The 18,505-nt window shown below is 70.1% G+C and carries 16 protein-coding genes and 1 pseudogene; 13 read left to right on the forward strand and 4 right to left on the reverse strand.

Annotated elements, in window-relative coordinates:
* Positions 1-692: 692 nt before the first annotated feature.
* Both AC3AOF_RS09285 and AC3AOF_RS09290 read left to right on the forward strand, forming a co-directional pair.
* Positions 693-1,679: pseudogene (locus AC3AOF_RS09285) on the forward strand (S8 family serine peptidase).
* Between the two features lie 15 nt (positions 1,680-1,694).
* Positions 1,695-2,045: a hypothetical protein gene (locus tag AC3AOF_RS09290; protein ID WP_488348313.1), complete on the forward strand. Its 351-nt coding sequence runs from the start codon at positions 1,695-1,697 to the stop codon at positions 2,043-2,045.
* Positions 2,046-2,166: 121 nt separating this feature from the next.
* Here AC3AOF_RS09290 and AC3AOF_RS09295 read toward each other — a convergent pair whose 3' ends face one another.
* Both AC3AOF_RS09295 and AC3AOF_RS09300 read right to left on the reverse strand, forming a co-directional pair.
* On the reverse strand, positions 2,167-2,715 hold the full coding sequence (locus tag AC3AOF_RS09295; RefSeq protein ID WP_488348314.1) for an ankyrin repeat domain-containing protein: 549 nt from the start codon (positions 2,713-2,715) through the stop codon (positions 2,167-2,169).
* A gap of 183 nt (positions 2,716-2,898) precedes the next feature.
* The gene (locus AC3AOF_RS09300; protein WP_236992137.1) at positions 2,899-3,066 is read right to left on the reverse strand and encodes a hypothetical protein; all 168 of its coding nucleotides are present in this window, start codon (positions 3,064-3,066) and stop codon (positions 2,899-2,901) included.
* On the opposite strand from AC3AOF_RS09300, the gene AC3AOF_RS09305 reads away from it, so the two are divergent.
* Together AC3AOF_RS09305 and AC3AOF_RS09310 are read left to right on the forward strand one after the other, a co-directional pair.
* Positions 3,001-5,319 carry a bifunctional diguanylate cyclase/phosphodiesterase gene (locus AC3AOF_RS09305; RefSeq protein ID WP_442919379.1) on the forward strand — a complete coding sequence of 773 codons (2,319 nt, stop codon included), beginning with the start codon at positions 3,001-3,003 and terminating at the stop codon, positions 5,317-5,319. The two genes, AC3AOF_RS09300 and AC3AOF_RS09305, sit on opposite strands and share 66 nt — an antisense overlap.
* Positions 5,320-5,428: 109 nt before the next feature.
* Positions 5,429-7,054 carry an alpha-D-glucose phosphate-specific phosphoglucomutase gene (locus AC3AOF_RS09310; protein WP_488348315.1) on the forward strand — a complete coding sequence of 542 codons (1,626 nt, stop codon included), beginning with the start codon at positions 5,429-5,431 and terminating at the stop codon, positions 7,052-7,054.
* A gap of 337 nt (positions 7,055-7,391) precedes the next feature.
* Here AC3AOF_RS09310 and AC3AOF_RS09315 read toward each other — a convergent pair whose 3' ends face one another.
* Positions 7,392-8,294: a DMT family transporter gene (locus tag AC3AOF_RS09315; protein WP_236992140.1), complete on the reverse strand. Its 903-nt coding sequence runs from the start codon at positions 8,292-8,294 to the stop codon at positions 7,392-7,394.
* Between the two features lie 101 nt (positions 8,295-8,395).
* Here AC3AOF_RS09315 and AC3AOF_RS09320 point away from each other — a divergent pair, with 101 nt between their 5' ends.
* From AC3AOF_RS09320 to AC3AOF_RS09360, 9 genes are all read left to right on the forward strand, one after another.
* Positions 8,396-9,208, forward strand: a complete 813-nt coding sequence (locus AC3AOF_RS09320; protein ID WP_236992141.1) for an IclR family transcriptional regulator — start codon at positions 8,396-8,398, stop codon at positions 9,206-9,208.
* A gap of 131 nt (positions 9,209-9,339) precedes the next feature.
* Entirely contained in the window at positions 9,340-10,068 is a 729-nt protein-coding gene (pcaH, locus tag AC3AOF_RS09325; RefSeq protein ID WP_236992142.1) for a protocatechuate 3,4-dioxygenase subunit beta, read from the forward strand.
* 4 nt (positions 10,069-10,072) lie between these two features.
* The gene (pcaG, locus tag AC3AOF_RS09330) at positions 10,073-10,708 is read left to right on the forward strand and encodes a protocatechuate 3,4-dioxygenase subunit alpha (protein WP_236992143.1); all 636 of its coding nucleotides are present in this window, start codon (positions 10,073-10,075) and stop codon (positions 10,706-10,708) included.
* 239 nt (positions 10,709-10,947) lie between these two features.
* Positions 10,948-11,781 (forward strand): 3-oxoadipate:acetyl-CoA acetyltransferase, encoded by an 834-nt coding sequence (locus AC3AOF_RS09335; RefSeq protein WP_236992144.1) that lies wholly within the window; start codon positions 10,948-10,950, stop codon positions 11,779-11,781.
* A gap of 4 nt (positions 11,782-11,785) precedes the next feature.
* The gene (locus AC3AOF_RS09340) at positions 11,786-13,144 is read left to right on the forward strand and encodes a class-II fumarase/aspartase family protein (RefSeq protein ID WP_236992145.1); all 1,359 of its coding nucleotides are present in this window, start codon (positions 11,786-11,788) and stop codon (positions 13,142-13,144) included.
* A 12-nt stretch (positions 13,145-13,156) separates the two neighbouring features.
* Positions 13,157-14,338 (forward strand): bifunctional 3-oxoadipate enol-lactonase/4-carboxymuconolactone decarboxylase PcaDC, encoded by a 1,182-nt coding sequence (gene pcaDC / locus AC3AOF_RS09345; RefSeq protein WP_236992146.1) that lies wholly within the window; start codon positions 13,157-13,159, stop codon positions 14,336-14,338.
* A 100-nt stretch (positions 14,339-14,438) separates the two neighbouring features.
* On the forward strand, positions 14,439-15,086 hold the full coding sequence (locus tag AC3AOF_RS09350; protein ID WP_236992147.1) for a TetR/AcrR family transcriptional regulator: 648 nt from the start codon (positions 14,439-14,441) through the stop codon (positions 15,084-15,086).
* Between the two features lie 75 nt (positions 15,087-15,161).
* Positions 15,162-15,404, forward strand: a complete 243-nt coding sequence (locus AC3AOF_RS09355) for a hypothetical protein (RefSeq protein WP_236992148.1) — start codon at positions 15,162-15,164, stop codon at positions 15,402-15,404.
* Between the two features lie 371 nt (positions 15,405-15,775).
* Positions 15,776-16,186 (forward strand): cupin domain-containing protein, encoded by a 411-nt coding sequence (locus tag AC3AOF_RS09360; RefSeq protein WP_488348316.1) that lies wholly within the window; start codon positions 15,776-15,778, stop codon positions 16,184-16,186.
* 172 nt (positions 16,187-16,358) lie between these two features.
* Here the strand turns inward: AC3AOF_RS09360 and AC3AOF_RS09365 are convergent, their stop codons facing one another.
* Positions 16,359-18,503 carry a TonB-dependent receptor gene (locus AC3AOF_RS09365; RefSeq protein WP_488348317.1) on the reverse strand — a complete coding sequence of 715 codons (2,145 nt, stop codon included), beginning with the start codon at positions 18,501-18,503 and terminating at the stop codon, positions 16,359-16,361.
* Between the last annotated feature and the right edge of the window lie 2 nt (positions 18,504-18,505).

Genomic DNA, 18,505 nt, shown 5'->3' on the forward strand with positions numbered 1-18,505 from the left:
GAGACATGTCACTGCGAGATTATAATATAAGATTTCTGACTAATCATCCGGGTAAATTATTGTATTTTATCAGTTAAAAATATAATTATATTGATTAAACATATGTGCTATTTGATTTTTAAGGCGCAAATATGTTTTTATATTTATTGTGCGCTCCTCGAACTTGGAAAAATCGGAAATCTCGCACCGGAAGTGGGAGCAAGAAAATATGAAATCTCAATATAAAAACATCCTTACGGCTGCCGTGTCCTGATGCTAAGTTGTTTCCACCCTGTAACGGACGAGCACATTGAGGGCCGGGCGGGGCGATAAGGGAGCTTGAAATGGCGAGGGTCGGTCCTCTGCTGCAGAACGTGCTGCAGCGCATCGGCGGGGCGACCCGGGCCTTGGATGAGCGCGAAATGCTGGCCGTGGCGGCTCATGTCGGTGGCGAGGCGGCCGAGGGACGCCTCCCGCTCGTCGTCCAGTTCGGGACGCGCCGTCCGAAGCGAGGCGAGACGTGGCCGGAATACAAGGCTCGGATCGGCAGCGAGATCGAGCCGATGAGGGAGGTGTTGACCAGAGGCAAGGGCGAGCCCTTGATCCTGGCTAATGCGCTTGCCGCGACTATCCCGGCACAGCAGGCGCTCGGGCTCCGTGGCCACGAAGGCGTGAGCCTCGTCGAGCTCGATCCCACGGTGAACCCGACTCTGATGGACGATGCTCTCGTCGACGTGGGCCTGAGCCAGTTTCACAACCAGGCCGGTCGGCTGACAGGCAAGGGGGTCCGGGTGGCCGTCCTGGATTCGGGGATCGACACCGAGCACCCCTGGCTGACCGTTGCCGGTTCCGTGAGCACTTGTGGAGAGGACGTAGCCCTGCCTGGCCGTCACGGCACGCATTGCGCGGGATCGATCGCCTCGAAAGACGCCGTCTTCGGGGGGATCGCACCGGACGTCGACCTGCTGAACGTCTAGGTACTGAAGCAAGACGGGACAGGCCAATACACGCGCATCACCAAGGGGGTCGACGCCGCGCTCGATCTCGAGGCCGACGTGCTCTCGCTCAGCCTCGGCTTCAACCATCGTCCGACCTGGTCGGACCAAGGCCATGGCTGGGCCTGCCCGGACGGGCGCTGCCCCCTCTGCACGGCGGTCGACAACGCCGTGTCCCTGGGTGTCATCGCATGCGTCGCGGCGGGAAACGAGCACAGTCACGCGGAGAGCCTGCGGCGGTTCGGGTACGGGAACACCTTCGATACCGAGCTTGCCTGTCCCGGCCAGGCACGCGCGGCGATCACGGTCGGCGCGCTGACGAAGCGGACCTTTCTCCCCGCCGACTTCTCGAGCCGTGGCCCAACCTCCTATGGCGAGGCGAAGCCCGACCTCGCGGGCCCCGGAGTGAACGTGATGTCGACCATTCCGGTGCTGCGTCTGGCCAATGGCAAGCTCGATCCCGCCGTCCGACGGGGCGATCTGTTCGGCCGCGAGAGCGGCACCTCCATGGCGACGCCCATCGTCGCTGGCACCGTGGCGCTCCTGCTCCAGCATCGTCGCCAGCAAGGCGGCCCGACGACCCCGGCATCCATCAAGCAACTCCTCCTCGCCCAGGCCACCACCGCGCTCGCGCAGCCGCCGAACGTCGTGGGCAAAGGCCGCATCGACCTCGCGCGCTATGGTGTTATCGTGCCGACCACATGAATGAGGCCTATTCCGTTGGGGTCCACCATGGAAATCCGTGACATCGAGAAGCTGCGCGACCGCGGCCTGACGGTTCCGACCGCCGATGGCGACGAGGGCGTTCGCATCACGGCACAGTGCTCACGCCTGTTCGAGGACCAATCCCGGCGTGAGCGCCGGGAGGCGCTGGAGGCCTGGGAGCACGATCTTGAGCGCCGGATCGCGACGCATGGCGGCCAGATCGTGCCCGGCTCCCTGTCCGTCGCCGGCCAGACGATCGAGGCCATAGTGCCGATCGGAAGCCTGACCTCGCTCAAGGCCGACCTGTCGGCGGCCGACATCCGTGTCGATATCCCGGTTCCCACGCAAGTGACCCTGGAAACGTGAGCGCGACGTGACGACCAGGTCCGGTTGACGGCCTGCACGGGCAGCCCTTGGCTTCGCTCGAGCGCGTGAAGCGTTCGGCTTCGCCGTGCGGGCTTGCGATCCGTGGCGAACACCGATCCGCTCAGCGCGCAGCGCCCGCTGCGATCACCCGGGCCAGCAGGTCCGGGGTGTCCGGGGCGTTCATCGCACGGGCGGCGGTCTCGGCGGTATGGCCGCTCGCGTCGCGGCGGGACGGGTCGGCCCCGCGGGCGAGCAGCGTCTCCACCATCTCGACGCGGTTGAACATCGCGGCCGTCATCAGGGCGGTGCGCCCGTCCGGTCCGGCGCCGTCGATCGCGGCCCCGCCGTCGAGGAGGGCCAGCACCACCGGCATCGCGCCCTTGAACGCCGCCGCGGCGAGCGGGGTCTGGCCGCGGTCGTTGGCGGTCTCCGGATCGGCCTTGTGCGCCATCAGCACGCCCACCGTCTCGACATGGCCGTGATAGGCCGCCAGCATCAGGAGCGTGTCGCCCTTGTCGTTGCGCAGGTTGGGCGGCAGGCCCATCCCCAAGAGTTCGGCCAGCTCCGCGTGATGGCCGAGTCGGGCATACTGGAAGACCCTCCCTGCGAAGGCGATCGTGTCCTCGTCCAGCATCGGCGGCGCCTTCGCGCCGGGCTCGTCGTTCTGCATCGCGCTCGCATCCATGGCTCGTCGGTGCCGGATATCGGGCAGACCGGCCGGCTGCCAAGAGAAAGGGTCGGCGAGAGGGAGCGCCGCCGACGAGCGGAGCGCCTTCCGCCGAGGACGGGGTTAGGATTACGTTCACCACTCGGCGTGGAAAGGCTGGGAGCGGCCAGGCTTCGGGATGGATGTTCACGTCTGCCTGCGCATCTGGAGCCGCACGAAAAGCTTGAGCGCGAGACATCCGTCGTGACTGCCCTGTACGAGTGCATTGCCGGAAATCACGACCTCAAGCTGGTTTTTCTTGCAGCGGTTGTATGCAACCTTGCCGCGGCAACCAGCTTGACGCTCCTCGACCATGCCCGCCTCCGCGCCGGCCGGGAGCGGCGCCTCTGGCTCTCCACCGCCGCCCTGGCGGGCGGGACCGGCATCTGGGCGACGCATTTCATCGCCATGCTGGCCTTCTCGCCTGACATCGCCTCAGCCTACGATCTCGGCCTGACCGGGCTGTCCCTGCTGATCGGCATCGGCATGGCGGCGGCCGGCTTCTGGACCGCCCTGCGGCCGGGCCTGCCGGCGGCCGCCTGGCTCGGCGGCGCGCAGATCGGGCTGGGCGTCGGCGCCATGCACTTCACCGGTATGGCGGCCTTCGAGGTCGCCGGCCGGATCACCTGGAATTTGGGCCTCGTCCTGGCGGCTTTGGCCGCCGGGACCGGGCTCGGGAGCCTGGCGCTCGCCACCACCCTGCGGGACGGCTCGGTCCGGGTGAAGCTCGCCGGGGCGGGCCTGATGGTGGCGAGCATCTGCGGGCTGCACTTCACCGCAATGACGGCGGCCACGATCGTGCCGGATCCGAGCATCGCCCTGTCGGGCACCGCAGTGACGGCGGGGACCCTCGCCCTGGCGGTGGCGCTCGCCAGCATCACCATCCTGGCCCTGGCCTTCGCCGGCCTGTGGCTGCACCAGCGCGACGAGCGCCGCTCGGCCCTCGAAGGCGACCGGATGCGCGGCCTCGCCAACGCCGCGGTCGAGGGGCTGGTGGTCTGCGACGGCGACCGGATCGTCACCGTCAACGACAGCTTCGCCGACCTCGTCGGCCTCGAGCCCGACGCGCTGACCGGCGCCGCCCTCGCGGATCTCCTCGTCGAGCCGGCCGCGACAGGGTCCGCTGAGGTGCCCGAGGCGCAGCTGCGCCGCCGCGACGGCAGCCTGGTGCCGGTCGAGGTGATACGCCGGGTCATCGACTTCGCCGGCCGGCCGCACGCCGCCCTGGCGGTGCGCGACCTGCGGGCCCGCAAGCGCGCCGAGGCGCGAATCGCCTTCCTCGCCCATCACGATGCGCTCACCGGGGCGCCGAACCGCACCAGCTTCAACGCCCGGCTGTTGCAGGAGATCGCGCTGGCCCAGGCCGCCGGCCGGCCGCTCGCGGTGCTCTGCGCCGACCTCGACCGCTTCAAGGAGGTGAACGACCTGTTCGGCCACGCCGCCGGCGACGCGCTCCTGCGCACCGTCTGCGCGGCGATCACCGCGGTGCTGAGCCCCGGCCAGATGCTGGCGCGGCTCGGCGGCGACGAATTCGCCGTGCTGGCACCGAATCTCGACGCACCGGGCGCCGAGGCGCTGGGCGAGACGATCCTGGCGGCCCTGCGCCAGGCTGAGACCGGGCCGGCGGGCGCCATCGCGGCGGCGAGCCTCGGCATCGCGCTCTATCCCCATGACGGGGAAGATGCGGAAACCCTGATGATCCAGGCCGACACCGCCCTCTACCGCGCCAAGCAGGAGGGCCGCGGCCGCCTGCGGTTCTACGAGGCGCGGATGGGTGTGCAGGTCCGCGAGCGGCGCCAGATCGAGCACGACCTGCGCCACGCCGTCGAGCGGGGCGAGATGCGGGTCGTCTACCAGCCCCAGACCCGCATCGACACCGGCGAGGCGGTCGGCTTCGAGGCGCTCCTGCGCTGGCAGCACCCGGAGCGGGGGAACGTCCCGCCCGACCGGTTCATCCCGATCTCGGAGGAGACCGGCAGCATCCTGCAGATCGGCGAGTGGGTGCTGCGCGAGACCTGCCGCGAGGCGGCCTCGTGGGACAAGCCGCTGCGCATCGCCGTCAACGTCTCGGCGGTGCAGCTCCACGCCCCGGGCTTATCGGAGCTGGTCCACGAGGTCCTGTTCGCCACCGGCCTCGCTCCCTCCCGGCTCGAACTCGAGATCACCGAGACGGCGCTGATCCGCGACCTGCCGCGGGCGCTCGCCACCCTGCGCCGGGTCAAGGCGATGGGGGTGCGGATCGCCATGGACGATTTCGGCACCGGCTACTCGTCCCTGTCCAACCTGCGCGCCTTCCCGTTCGACAAGATCAAGATCGATTCCTCCTTCACCCGCGCGGTCGATTCGAGCGAGCAGGCGGCGACGATCGTGCGCACCGTGCTCGGCCTCGGGCGCGGCCTCGGCCTGCCGGTCCTGGCCGAGGGCGTCGAGACCGCCGGCGAGCTCGCCTTCCTGGGGGCCGAGGCCTGCCACGAGGCGCAGGGCTACCTGTTCGGCCGTCCGGGCCCGATCGAGGGGTTCCGGCACCTCACCATGGGATTGCCGCCCGCCGCCGAGACGGCGGCGTGAGGGACCGTCGCGAAACTGCGACCCCACGGGCTGGCCGGCGGTGGCGGGAGGCGGCATAAGCCTGGCGGAAGGGGCCACCCGGCCCCGCCCTCTACCGAGACGAGACCCCATGACCGTCAAGGCCGTCCCCACGCAGCCCTTTCCCGACCAGAAGCCCGGCACGTCGGGCCTGCGCAAGAAGGTGCCGGTCTTCCGCCAGCCCGGTTACGTCGAGAACTTCGTCCAGGCGATCGTCGACTGCCTGCCCGATCGGGCCGGCACGACCCTGGTGGTCGGCGGCGACGGGCGCTTCCTCAACCGCGAGGTGGTGCAAACGACCCTGAAGATCGCGGCGGCCAACGGGTTTTCCCGCATCCTGGTCGGCCGCGGCGGCCTGCTCTCGACCCCCGCCGCCTCCTGCGTGATCCGGAAATACGGCGCGATCGGCGGCGTGGTCCTGTCGGCGAGCCACAATCCGGGCGGGCCGGAGGGCGATTTCGGCATCAAGTTCAACGCCCGCAACGGCGGCCCGGCGCCCGAGCCGGTGACCGAGGCGATCTTTTCCCGCACCAAGACGATCACCGAGTACCGCATCGTCGAGGCCGCCGACATCGACCTCGACACGATCGGCGACGTGGCTCTCGGTGAGGCCACCGTCACGGTGATCGATCCGGTGGCGGATTACGCCGCCCTGATGGAAACCTTGATCGACTTCGAGGCTGTTGCGGCCCTGTTCCGCTCCGGCTTCCGGATGCGCTTCGACGCGATGAGCGCGGTGACGGGTCCCTACGCGGTGGAGATCCTGGAGCGGCGCCTCGGCGCGCCGGCCGGCACGGTGGTCAATGCCGAGCCCTTGCCCGATTTCGGCGGCCACCATCCGGATCCGAACCCGGTCCATGCCCATGACCTGATGGTGGAGATGACCGGCCCGGACGCGCCCGATTTCGGCGCGGCGTCCGATGGCGACGGCGACCGCAACATGATCGTGGCGCCCCGCCTCTTCGTCACCCCGAGCGACAGCCTGGCGATCCTCGCCGCCCACGCGCATCTGGCGCCGGGCTATCGCGGGGGCCTTGCCGGCATCGCCCGCTCGATGCCGACGAGCCGCGCCGCCGACCGGGTCGCGGCCGCGCTCGGCATCCCGGCCTTCGAGACCCCGACCGGCTGGAAGTTCTTCGGCAACCTGCTCGATGCCGGGCGGATCACGCTCTGCGGCGAGGAGAGCGCCGGCACCGGCTCGAACCACGTCCGCGAGAAGGACGGGCTCTGGGCGGTCCTGCTCTGGCTCAACCTGCTCGCCGCGACGAAGAAGCCCGCCGACACGGTGGTGCGCGACCATTGGGCGACTTACGGCCGCGACTACTATGCCCGCCACGATTACGAGGAGGTGGAGAGCGCCGCCGCCGAAGGATTGATGACCGCTCTTCGCGACAAGCTCGCCGGGCTGCCCGGGCAGCGTATCGGAGATCTGACCGTCGAGGCCGCGGACGACTTCGCCTATACCGACCCGGTCGACGGGTCGGTGACGGCGCGCCAGGGCGTGCGGATCCTGTTCCGCGAGGATGCCCGGGTGGTCTTCCGTCTGTCGGGCACCGGCACGGTCGGGGCGACGCTCCGGGTCTATCTCGAGCGCTTCTCGAAGGACCGGCTCGATGCGCCGACCGCCGAGATGCTGGCCCCGGTCGTGGCGGCCGCCGAGGCGATCGCCGGGATCGTGCAGCATACCGGCCGGACCGAGCCGTCGGTGGTGACGTAGGGCAGGCGTGAACCCTCCCCCCGCAGAGGGCTGAGTTGTTCGGGGAGAACAAATGGCGCGGGTTCCTCCTCTCCCCGCGGGCGGGGAGAGGGCCGATCCTCCGTCCAGGAGGAGCGGCGAGCCCGCGCAGCGAACCGCAGGTTCGCCGCGAGGGCGAGGGGGGGGGCCGGATGAGCCTCATCCTGAGACACCCCCTCACCCTCGCTCCGGCTGCGCCTGCCGTGCCATCTGAACGATGACACAGCCCTCTCCCCGCCCGCGGGGAGAGGGGATCTCCTGCGCCTCGTCTTTCCCCGGACAGCCCTCCGCAGAGGGAGAAGGGTTCAGAGGTGGCGCCTCACACCGCCCCCTCCTCCCCCGGCGGGGTGATCCGCGGGCGCTCGTGGTAGAGCAGGTACAGCCCCGAGGCCGCCACGATGGCGCCGCCGATCACCGTCCAGCGGTCGGGCAGATGGCCGAAGATCAGGTAACCCAGCAGCACCGCCCAGAGCAGGTGGGCGTAGGCGAAGGGGGCCAGCGTCGAGGCCGGCGCCCGGCGATGCGCCAGAATCAAGAGCCAGTGCCCGAGCGCCCCGAAGAACCCGACCGAGGCGATGCCGATCCACGTCGAGGGCTCGGCCGGCGTCTCCCACAGGAACGGCAGGGCCGGTGCGGTCAGCACCGAGCCGACGAGGCCGGTATAGAACATCGTGGTCTCGGGCGGATCGTGCGCGGCGAGCATCCGCGTCACCACGATGTAGACGCCGTTGACCAAAGCCGTCACCACGGCGAGCAACGCCGCCGGATGCATCCCCGAGACGCCCGGGCGGCTCACGACCAGCACGCCCGAGAAGCCGACCAGCACCGCGATCGTCCGCCGCCAGCCGACCCGCTCGCCCAGCAGCGGCCCGGCGATCAGCGCCACTACCAGGGGCGAGGCGAAGGTGATCGAGGTCACCTGTGCCAGCGGCAGGTAGCGGAGCGCCACGAACGAGCACATCGTCGCCGTCACCAGGCAGAGCGAGCGCAGCACCTGCAGCCCGGGCCGGCAGGTGCGCATCAACCCGACGATGTCGCGCCGCGCGGCGAGGAACGCCGCCACGATCACGAAGCTGACGAGGTAGCGCACGGCGACGATCAGCATCGGGCTCATCGTTCCGCTCAAAAACTTCGCCGAGGCGTCGATCGAGGCGAAACCCGCCACCGCGCTCACCATCAGGGCGATGCCGATCAGGGTCTCGTGCTGGCCCGTGCCGCGCATGCCCGATTCCTCTCCTGTCCACTCCCTTGACTTAGAATGGAACTCCGTTCAAATCCAGAACTGCGTTCCAGATTTGCGAGCGCGGAATTCGAGCACGACAGATGGCCGGCTCCCTGCTGCGGCGCGCCCTGGACCTGGTGGAACTCCTCGCGAACCATCCGCGCGGGTTGCCCCTCCAGACCATCGCCGAGACGCTGGATATCCCCAAGAGCGGCGCGCACCGGCTGCTCGCCGAACTCACCGAGCATCATTACGTCGTGCAGGACGGCGAGACCGGCCGCTATCTCCTCACCACCAAGTTCGCCACGCTCGGTCTCAAGCACCTCTCGCGCACCGGCGTCGTCGACATCGCCCAGTCGGTGCTCGACCGGCTGGCGGGCCTCAGCGGCGAACTGGCGCGCCTCGCGGTGGTCGATTACCCGCGCCTGGTCTGGGTGGCGAAGGCGCAGGGCGCCCGCACCGGCCTGCGCTACGACGGCGACATGGGCACGGAAGCCCGGCTCTCCACGACCTCGACCGGCATCGCCTGGCTCGCCAGCCTCTCGGACGAGGAGGCGCTGAGCCTCGTCATGCGCCAGGGGCTCGCCGTGCCGGAGGAATGCGGCCCCAACGCGCCGCGCACGGTCGCCGCCCTGATGGCGCTGGTGAACGAGGCCCGCGCCCGGGGCTATGCCTGGGTGCAGGACACCAACACGCCGGGCGCCGCGGCGATGGCGGCCAACATCGTCCATCCGCAGACCGGGCGGGCGATCGGCAATCTCAGCGTCGCCGGCCCGAGCCTGCGCCTCACGCCGGCGCAGCGCGACGCGATCGCGCCCGACCTGATCTCGGCCGCCGCCGACCTGTCCTCGGTCGGCGCCTTCTCCGAGTATCTCGGAGCGCTCGGCGGCAGGGCCACCGTCACGTCCGGGTAACGCCCCGACATGGCTCGGGCCCCGGGACGGTGGTAAGTCCCGCGGGCGCGTCGAACGACCGGGCCACCGAGAGCCACCGAGGATCAACCCTCGCACGACCCGCCTCCGAGAGGAGCGCACAGGAGGAGACGATGACCCACGCCGACAGCGAGTTCCTGCAACGGGACCGCTCGATCCATCCGCCGGCCTTCACGCCGGACTACAAGACGAGCGTGCTGCGCTCGCCGCGTCGCGCCATGCTGTCGCTGCAATCCTCCCTGTCGGAGGTGACCGGCCCGACCTTCGGCCATTCCGAACTTGGGGCCCTCGATAACGACCTGATCCTCAACTACGCCCGCGAGGGCGAGCCGATCGGCGAGCGGATCTTCGTCCACGGCCATGTCCGCGACGAGAACGGGCGCGGCATCCCCCACACCCTGGTCGAGTTCTGGCAGGCCAATGCCGGCGGGCGCTACCGCCACCGCAACGACCGCTACCTCGCGCCGATCGACCCGAATTTCGGCGGCTGCGGCCGGACGATCACCGACGAGCACGGCTTCTACTACTTCCGCACGATCAAGCCCGGGCCCTATCCCTGGCGCAACAACCTCAATTCCTGGCGCCCGGCACATATCCACTTCTCGGTGTTCGGCTCGGGCTTCGCCCAGCGCCTCATCACCCAGATGTATTTCGAGGGCGACCCGCTGATCTGGCGCGACCCGATGGTGCTCGGCATCCCCGACCGCTCGGCCGCCGAGCGCCTGATCGCCCCCCTCGACCTCGGCGCCGCGGTGCCGCTCGACATGCTCGCCTACAAGTTCGACATCGTGCTGCGCGGCCGCCAGCAGACGGTGTTCGAGAACAAGCTTCAGGGGAACTGAGACGATGGTCCAGCCGCTTCCCGTCCGTCTCCAGGAGACCCCGTCCCAGACCGCCGGGCCCTACGTGCATATCGGGCTGATCCCGCACCAGGCCGGGTTCGACATCTTCGAGACCAACTTCACCAACGTCCTGACCGGTCCGGACACGAAGGGCGAGCGCATCCGGATCGAGGGCCGGGTCTTCGACGGCGCCGGCTCGCTGGTGCGCGACGCCTTCCTGGAGATCTGGCAGGCCAATTCTGCGGGCCGCTACAACCACCCGGCCGACCGCCAGGAGGGCAAGCCCCTCGACGAGACGTTTCGGGGCTGGGGCCGCACCGGCTCGGATTTCGAGACGGGCGTGTGGTTCTTCGAGACGGTGAAGCCCGGCCCGGTCGAAGGCCGCAAAGGCCACCGCGCGATGGCGCCGCACGTCAATCTCTGGATCGCCGCCCGCGGCATCAATATCGGCCTCCAGACCCGGCTCTACTTCGCCGACGAAGCCGCGGCCAATGCCGACGACCCGGTGCTGAACCTCGTCGAGCGCGGGCCGTTGCGCGACAGCCTGCTGGCGAAGCGCGAGGAGCGGGATGGGAAGGCGGTCTACGTCTTCGACATCTACTTGCAGGGGCCGAACGAGACCGTGTTCTTCGACGTGTGAGATTCTTCCCACCCGCCTCACACACGACGCCTCATCCCACCCACGACCTCATCCTGAGGTGCCGCGTAGCGGCCTCGAAGGAGGGCTCCGGAGATCGCTGAGACTTCTGGAGCCCTCCTTCGAGGTCAGTCGATCTGCGATCGCCAACACCTCAGGATGAGGATGCGGGTGGGAAAGTATAGAAGCCAGCCAAATCCGTCTCGCGCTCGCAGAGCCGATAATAACCCAGGAGACCCCCCATGAACCCCGTCGTCATCGCGGTCGCGATCACCGGCTCGGTCCCGCGCAAGAAGGACAACCCGGCGGTGCCGACCACCGTCGCCGAGCAGATCGAATCGACGCACCAGGCCTTCGAGGCCGGCGCCACCCTCGTCCACATCCACGTCCGCAACGACGACGAGTCGCCCTCCTCCGACCCCGACAAGTTCGCGGCCGTGCAGGAGGGCGTGCGCAAAGCGTGCCCCGGCATGATCGTGCAGTTCTCGACCGGCGGCCGCGGCCGCGACCCGAGCGCGCGCGGGCTCTCGCTGGTGCACCGGCCCGACATGGCCTCGCTCTCGACCGGCTCCGTCAACTTCCCGAGCATCGTCTACGAGAACCACGCGACGCTGGTGAACGACCTCGCCGGCACGATGCACAAGAACGGTATCCGGCCCGAGATCGAGATCTTCGATCTCTCGCACATCCACGGCGCCAAGAGGCTGATCGAGGAGGGGCTGATGGACGCCCATCCGCACGTCCAGTTCGTGATGGGCGTGAAGAACGCGATGCCGGCCGACGAGCACCTGCTCGACATCCTGCTCGCCGAGACCCGCCGGGTGATCCCGGGCGCGACCTGGACCGCCGCCGGCATCGGCCGCGAGCAGGCCCGCGTCATGGGCTGGGCGCTCTCCCGCGGGGCCGATGCGGTCCGCACCGGCCTCGAGGACAACGTCCGGGTGACCAAGGACCGGCTGGCGGCGAGCAACGCCGAGCTGGTGTCGCTGGCCGCCGAGATGGTGACCCGCCACAACCGCAAGGTCGCGACCCCGGCGGAGGCCCGCGCCCTCCTCCATCTCAAGCCCGTGGCCTGATCCGATGACGCTCTCGGCCCTCGACTCCGCCCTGCTCGGGCCCCTCTTCGCCACGGACGCGATGCGCGCCGTCTTCGCCGACGAGGCCCGGGTGGCGGCGATGCTGCGGGCCGAGGCGGCCCTGGCGCGGGCGCAGAGCCAGGCCGGCCTGGTGCCGGCCTCCCTCAGCGCCGCCATCGAGGCGGTCCGGTCGACGGCGCTCGACCCCGCCGCGCTCGGCCGGCGCACCGCCGTCTCGGGCGTGCCGGTGATCCCCTTCGTCAAGGCGGTGCAGGGCGCGCTGCCGCCGGAGCTGGAGCCCGCCTTCCACAAGGCGACCACCACCCAGGACATCGCCGACACGGCCCTGGTGCTCCAGGTCCGCGACGCCCTCGACCTCGTCGCCGCCGACCTGAGGGCGATCATCGAGGGGCTGTCGGGCCTCGCCCGTCACCATCGCGAGACGCCGTGCGTCGGCCGCACCTACGGCCAGCACGCGGCACCGGTCACGTTCGGCTTCAAGGCGGCGATCTGGGCACTCGGCATCGCGGAGGTGGCGGCCCTGCTGCCGGCCCTGCGCGATCGGGTGCTCACCGCCTCGCTGGGCGGTCCCGTCGGCACGCTCGCCGGCCTCGGCGAGAAAGCGGAAGCGGTGGGCGACGGCTTTGCCGCCGCGCTCGGTCTCCATCCCGACCTCGCGCCCTGGCACACGCGGCGCGCCCGCATCGCCGAGACCGGCTCGTGGCTCGCCCTGCTGATGGGGGCGCTCGCCAAGTTCGCCACCGACGTCGCGCATCTCGCCACCACCGAGGTCGCCGAGGTGGCCGAGCCCTACGTGCCGGGCCGCGGCGGCTCCTCGGCGATGCCGCACAAGCGCAACCCCGTCTCCTCGACGGTGATCCTCTCCGCCTTCGGCGCCGCCAAGGGCACCAGCCTGACCCTGCTCGACGGGATGGCCGCGGCCCACGAGCGCCCGGCCGGCGCCTGGCACGCCGAGTGGCACGCCCTGCCGACCCTGTTCGGCCTCGCCTCGGGCGCGTTGCGCGAGGCGCGCGGGTTGGCACAGGGGCTGGTGCCCGATCCCGAGCGGATGCGCCGGAACCTCGACGTGACGCAAGGCCTGCTCTTCGCCGATGCGGCGGCGAGCCGGCTCAGCCCGGTGATCGGCGCCAAAGCCGCCCATGCCCTGGTGGAAGAGGCCGCCGGCGCGGTGCGCGACGGGCAGGGCTCGCTCCGGGAGGTCTTGCGCGCCCGGCCCGAAACGGCCGACGCCGATCTGGACGCCGCCTTCGATCTGACCCCCGCCATCCGGGCGGGGGCCCGCACCGCCGACCGGGCGCTGGCGGAAGTCTCCCGCCTCGCCGCCTTCCTGCATTCCGCATAACCTGAGGTTCCCATGCCCCGGATCGAGGCCAACGGTACCCTTCTGAACTACGAGCTGTCCGGCCCGAGCGGTGCGCCGGTGGTGGTGTTCTCCAACTCCCTCGGCACCTCGCTGGCGATGTGGGACCCGCTGGTGCCTCACTTGCGCGGCCGCTACCGGGTGTTGCGCTACGACACGCGCGGCCACGGCGCCTCGCAGGTGCGCGACGAGCGCATCGAGGTCGAGGACCTGGCCGAGGACCTGATCGGCCTCCTCGACGCGCTTCACATCCCCCGCGCCCACGTGGTCGGCCTGTCGCTCGGCGGCATGACCGGCCAGGCGGCGGCGAGCCGCCATCCCGACCGGGTGATCAGCCTGACCCTGATGGCGACCGCCGCCTTCATGCCGAGCGAGGCGTCGTGGAACGAGCGCGCCGCCCTGGTGCGCGAGAAGGGCACGGCGGCGATCGTCGAGGCGACGATGACCCGCTGGTTCACGCCCGATTTCCCGGCCAAGGCCCCCGACGCCGTGGCGCCGGTGCGCGGGCAGTTCACGGGGACGGATTCCGCCGGCTACGCGGTGTGCTGCAACGCCATCGGCCGCATGGACCTGCGCCCGGTGCTGAACCGGATCACGGCGCCGACCCTGGTCATCGCCGGCCGCGACGACCCGGCGACGCCGCCCGCCATGGCGCAGGAGATCTGCGACGGCATCCGCCACGCCGAGCTGGTGGTGCTGCCGAACGCCGCCCATCTCCTGTCCGTCGAGCAGCCGGCGGCCACCGCCGCCCATCTCCTCGGCTTCCTCGACCGGCACCGGGAGGCGGCCGACACCGCGACCGGCGCGGTGGCGTTCGAGACGGGGCTCGCCAACCGCAAGAGCGTGCTCGGCGAGGCCCATGTCGAGCGCTCCCTCGCGGCGGCCGGCGACTTCGCCGGGCCGTGGCAGGACTTCATCACCCGTACCGCCTGGGGCGAGGTCTGGGGCGACCCGCGCATCCCGTGGAAGACCCGTTCCTTCGTGACGCTCGCCATGATGGTGGCGCTCGGCCGCGAGGAGGAATTCAAGCTTCATATCCGCCCGGCCCTGCGCAACGGCGTCACCGTCTCGGAATTGCAGGCCCTGCTGATCCAGACCGCGATCTATGCCGGCGTGCCGGCGGCGAACGGCGCCTTCCGCTGGGCCCGCGACGTGCTGGGCGACGAGATCGCCTGAGCCGGGGCGACGAACCGGCCTTGCGCCGATGCGCCGGGGCGGCCGGGATGGTAGAGCACCGTCCCGACCGCCTCGCCCCTGCCCGCCGAACTGTTCGATCATGGACGCCGTCACGCCCCGCGCCTCTCCCCGCACCAAGGATCCCGAGCGGACCAAGGCCGACATCCTGACGGTCGCGACGGAGGAATTCTCGGCCTTCGGGCTCAGCGGCGCGCGGGTCGATGCCATCGCGGAGCGCACCCGCACCTCGAAGCGGATGATCTACTACTACTTCGGCAGCAAGGAAGGCCTGTACCTCGCGGTGCTGGAGAAGGCCTATGCCGACATCCGCCAGGTCGAGGCCGATCTCGACCTGGGCAACGTGGGCCCTGCCGAGGCGATCCGCCGGCTCGTGGAGTTCACCTTCGAATACGACGAGGCCCATCCGGACTTCATCCGCCTCGTGGCGATCGAGAACATCCACCGGGCCGAGCACCTGTCGGGCTCCGAGACGATCCGCGGGCTCAATCTCGGGGTGATCCAGACCATCACCGACATCATCGCCCGGGGCCAGCGCGACGGGGTCTTCCGCGCCGACGTCGATCCCCTCGACGTGCACCTGATGATCAGCGCGCTCTGCTTCTTCCGCGTCTCGAACCGCCACACCTTCGGGGCGATCTTTTCCGTCGATCTCGATGCGCCGGACCTGCGCGCGCGCCACAAGCGGATGGTCGGCGACGCGGTGGTCGGCATGCTGTCGCTGCGCTGACCCGGCGGGGAACCGGATCCGGCGCGCGGCCATTACTCCGATAAGACTGCACGCCATCTTATCGAGGAGAGCCCGATGACCAGGGGCACCAGCCGCCTCGTCCTGCTCGCCGTCCTGGCCGCCTCGCCCGTTCTGGCGCAGGTCACGGACACGCCGCAGCGCAGCCGCGAGCAGACCCCCAACATGCCTCCGCCCCACGAGACCCTGCCCGAGCGCGTCCGCCCCGGCGACACCGACGCGACCGGCACCGTGCGGCCGAGCGCGCCGGCACCGGACCCGAAGACCAGCGACGGGGTGCTGCGGCCGCAGAAGGGGTGAAGGCACGCGCTTCCGCACGCCGGCCTTGCGCCATTCACGACCGCAACGGGCCCCCGCACAGCAGACCGGTCCTGTTGCCTGTCCGATGGCGCGCGTCGCCCAACGGCCAGGCGGCCTTCGCTCCCTTGGAGGACACTCGGTGCGCAACGTCGCGCAGCCCGGCAGCGGTCGCGTTCGTCGATACCTCCCCTGCGGGCCGAATTGCAGGGCACGCCTGGGGACATTACTGTTATTTTCTCCATCCATTCAACATCAATTGTTATAATATAAGATAATGATTACGCTTAACATCCCGCTCGAAGCAGTCATGATCGATCGTGACTGTCTGCTCCGCACCATTACGGCTCTGCGATGCGCGCGAGGAGGGAGGCATGTTGAGCAGGCGGATCTTCACCGGCTGCGCGATCTGCGCGGCCTTCGGGCTGGTAGCGGATGACGCCTCGGCGCAGCCGTCGGGCGGGATCAAGCGGACGATCACCGCGCGCACCGACGGCCCGGCCGAGGGCTACGAGACGCTTCAGGTGATCGTCGATATCGAGCCGAACGTCACGCTCGACTGGCATACCCATCCGGGCACCGAGGCGGGCTACGCCTTGGACGGTGTCGGCGAGCTGCGCGTCAAGGGCGAGGCACCGCGGACGATGAGGTCCGGCTTCTCCTGGATGACGGCGCCGGACACGCCGCACATGCTGAAGAACGGTCCGCAGGCAACCAGGCTGCTCGTGACCTTCACGGTGCAGAAGGGCAAGCCCCTGGCGACACCGGTCCCGGCTCCGACATGAGCGCCCTGCGACCGCGGCGGCGCCGACCCGTGCGCCGCCATCGGGAGCGAAACGATCACCTCGGGAGCGCCTCGACGACCGAACCGCAGGACACGATCATGCGAGGCATGGCCTTCGTCGCGATCCCGCGGCTCTCCGCCCCTTCGATCGCCGGCGCATCGGCGAACGGGTCTCAGAACCGCGCCGTCAGGAACAAGCTGACGTTCCGCCCCGGCAGCACGATCTCGTCCTTCTTGAACGAGGCCGAGTTGCGGATCACGTCGTTGAGCAGGTTCGTGCCCCGCATCCCGAGCGTCACCTCGCTCCAGCCGGTCACCGCCGGATCGAAGGCCTTGGTGTAGCTGACCTCCGCCCGCAGGTTGTCGTAGCCGGGCGTACGGGTCTCGTAGGGCGCGGTCTCGGTATGGGCGAAGGCGTGGAGCAGGTTCATCCGCGCGTACCAGCCGTCCGCCCGCACGAACACGCCGCCGCCGACCCGGTGCGGCGGGATGCGCGGCACATAAGTTCCGTCGTCGAAGGTCGCGCGCACGAAGTCGTACTGCGCCTCGATCCCCGCAAAGCCGTTGCCGACGGGCAGAAGGTCGAGCTGCGAGCCGATCTCGGCGCCGGCGAACGTCGCGTTCTGCTGCGAGTAGACGATCTGGGCCAGCTCGTCGTCGCTGCCGCAGCTGGAAAAGTCGTCGCCGCAGCGCTGGCCGGTCAGGCGCTTGTAGATGAAACCGGTATAGCGGGTGTAGTAGCCGGTGGCGTCGAGGCGGAACGGGCCGACGGCCCGGCGGATGCTGGCCTCGATGGTGCGGGCGCGCTCCTTCTTCAGGTTCGGATCGCCGATCTCGAAGGTCTCGGTCGCGTCGTGGGGCCCGCGGGAATAGAGCTCGAAGGCCGACGGCGCCCGCTCGACGTACTGCCCGGTCAGGCTGGCGACGAAGCCCTCGGGCAGATCCTGCAGCACGCCGAAACTCGCGCTCTTCGGGGCGAAGTGCCGGCGGCGGCCGTAGGAGAGCGGATCCTCGCCGTCCACCGGCAGGTAATCGCCCGGGAACAGCGTCGCGGTGCCGGTGGAGCGCGCCCCCTCGATCCGACCCGCCGCCTGGAGCCGCAGGCCCCGCTCCAGGCGCAGCTCCTCGAACAGGTAGACGGCGTTGCTGCGCGAATCGGTTGGCGCCAGGAGGGTGCCGGCCTCGCCCGAGGTGCCGATCAGCCGCCGGTCGGCCTGGAGGCCGAGCGCGCCGGTCAGCGTGCCCAGCGGAGTGAGCACCGGGACGTGCTGGATCTCGAGCCGGCCTTCCGCCTGCCGGTTCTTGAAGGTGGCCTGGATGCCGTCGATCCCGTCGCCGCCGATCCCGATCTCGTTGTGGCGGTAGGTCGAGCCGCCGAGCCAGAACCGGATCGCCTCGACCGGCCCGTCGAGCGGGCGGTACTCGCCCTTGGCCTGGAGCTTGTCCTGGGTCGGGTCGAGGCGGGTGCGGCTGTCGGCGGCCTCTCCGCCCGGGATCTGGTAGAGCGCGTCGTAGTGGCTGAACGACAGGCCGACGAAGCCGCGGTCGAACAGGTACGACATCCCGACCGCGCCGCCCTGCGATTCGTTGGCCGTGTTGCGCTGGATGCCGAGCGGCGTGGAATAGCTGTCGGCGGCGGTCTTGAAGCCGTCGGCGTGGAAGGCGACAGACTGGCCGGCGGCATCGACCGTCGCGGCGGCATTGCGGCCGTTATCGACCGACGAATAGCCGGTGGTGATCTGCCCGGCATAGCCGTTCGGCGGCGCGAGCGTCGGGATCCGGTTGTCCTCCACCGAGACCACGCCGCCGATCGCCTGGCTGCCGTAGCGCAGGGAGGCGGGCCCGCGGATCACCTCGATGCGGTTGGCGACGAGCGGGTTGATCGGCACGGCGTGGTCCTCGCCGAGATCCGAGACGTCCTGGACGCCGATGCCGTTCTCCTGGATCCGCACCCGACCGGTATCGAGGCCGCGGATGATCGGCCGGCTCGCCGCCCCCGGCGCGTAGGTGGTGGCGGAGAGGCCGGGCCGGTCGAACAGGGCGTCGCCCAGGGTGCGCGGCTGCTGGCGCAGGATCTCGCCTTGCGTCACCACCGTGACCGGCGAGAAGGTGGTGGTGACGACCGGCAGCACCCCGACCGGGAAGGCACCCCCTGCCCCGCTCCCCGCCCCGCCGGTCGGCGCGGCGGCGATCGGGCTCGGCGATGCGACGTCGATCGTGTCGAGGGCGATGTCCTCGGCCCGGGCCGCCTGGCCGGCAAAGGTGAAGGCCGCCGCCAGCAGCACCGGACCCGCCCCGAACGATCCCACCTTGCCCATGC

The organism is Methylobacterium sp. 142-1Y (assembly GCF_057747795.1).

Coding starts and splice junctions, on each gene's coding strand:
- AC3AOF_RS09360 (WP_488348316.1), top strand. CDS start 15,776: ATGTTGAGCAGGCGGATCTTCACCGGCTGCGCGATCTGCGCGGCCTTC.
- AC3AOF_RS09310 (WP_488348315.1), top strand. CDS start 5,429: ATGACCGTCAAGGCCGTCCCCACGCAGCCCTTTCCCGACCAGAAGCCC.
- AC3AOF_RS09295 (WP_488348314.1), bottom strand. CDS start 2,715: ATGCAGAACGACGAGCCCGGCGCGAAGGCGCCGCCGATGCTGGACGAG.
- pcaH (WP_236992142.1), top strand. CDS start 9,340: ATGACCCACGCCGACAGCGAGTTCCTGCAACGGGACCGCTCGATCCAT.
- AC3AOF_RS09320 (WP_236992141.1), top strand. CDS start 8,396: ATGGCCGGCTCCCTGCTGCGGCGCGCCCTGGACCTGGTGGAACTCCTC.
- AC3AOF_RS09365 (WP_488348317.1), bottom strand. CDS start 18,503: ATGGGCAAGGTGGGATCGTTCGGGGCGGGTCCGGTGCTGCTGGCGGCG.
- AC3AOF_RS09340 (WP_236992145.1), top strand. CDS start 11,786: ATGACGCTCTCGGCCCTCGACTCCGCCCTGCTCGGGCCCCTCTTCGCC.
- AC3AOF_RS09315 (WP_236992140.1), bottom strand. CDS start 8,294: ATGCGCGGCACGGGCCAGCACGAGACCCTGATCGGCATCGCCCTGATG.
- pcaDC (WP_236992146.1), top strand. CDS start 13,157: ATGCCCCGGATCGAGGCCAACGGTACCCTTCTGAACTACGAGCTGTCC.
- AC3AOF_RS09335 (WP_236992144.1), top strand. CDS start 10,948: ATGAACCCCGTCGTCATCGCGGTCGCGATCACCGGCTCGGTCCCGCGC.
- AC3AOF_RS09350 (WP_236992147.1), top strand. CDS start 14,439: ATGGACGCCGTCACGCCCCGCGCCTCTCCCCGCACCAAGGATCCCGAG.
- AC3AOF_RS09355 (WP_236992148.1), top strand. CDS start 15,162: ATGACCAGGGGCACCAGCCGCCTCGTCCTGCTCGCCGTCCTGGCCGCC.
- pcaG (WP_236992143.1), top strand. CDS start 10,073: ATGGTCCAGCCGCTTCCCGTCCGTCTCCAGGAGACCCCGTCCCAGACC.
- AC3AOF_RS09300 (WP_236992137.1), bottom strand. CDS start 3,066: ATGGTCGAGGAGCGTCAAGCTGGTTGCCGCGGCAAGGTTGCATACAAC.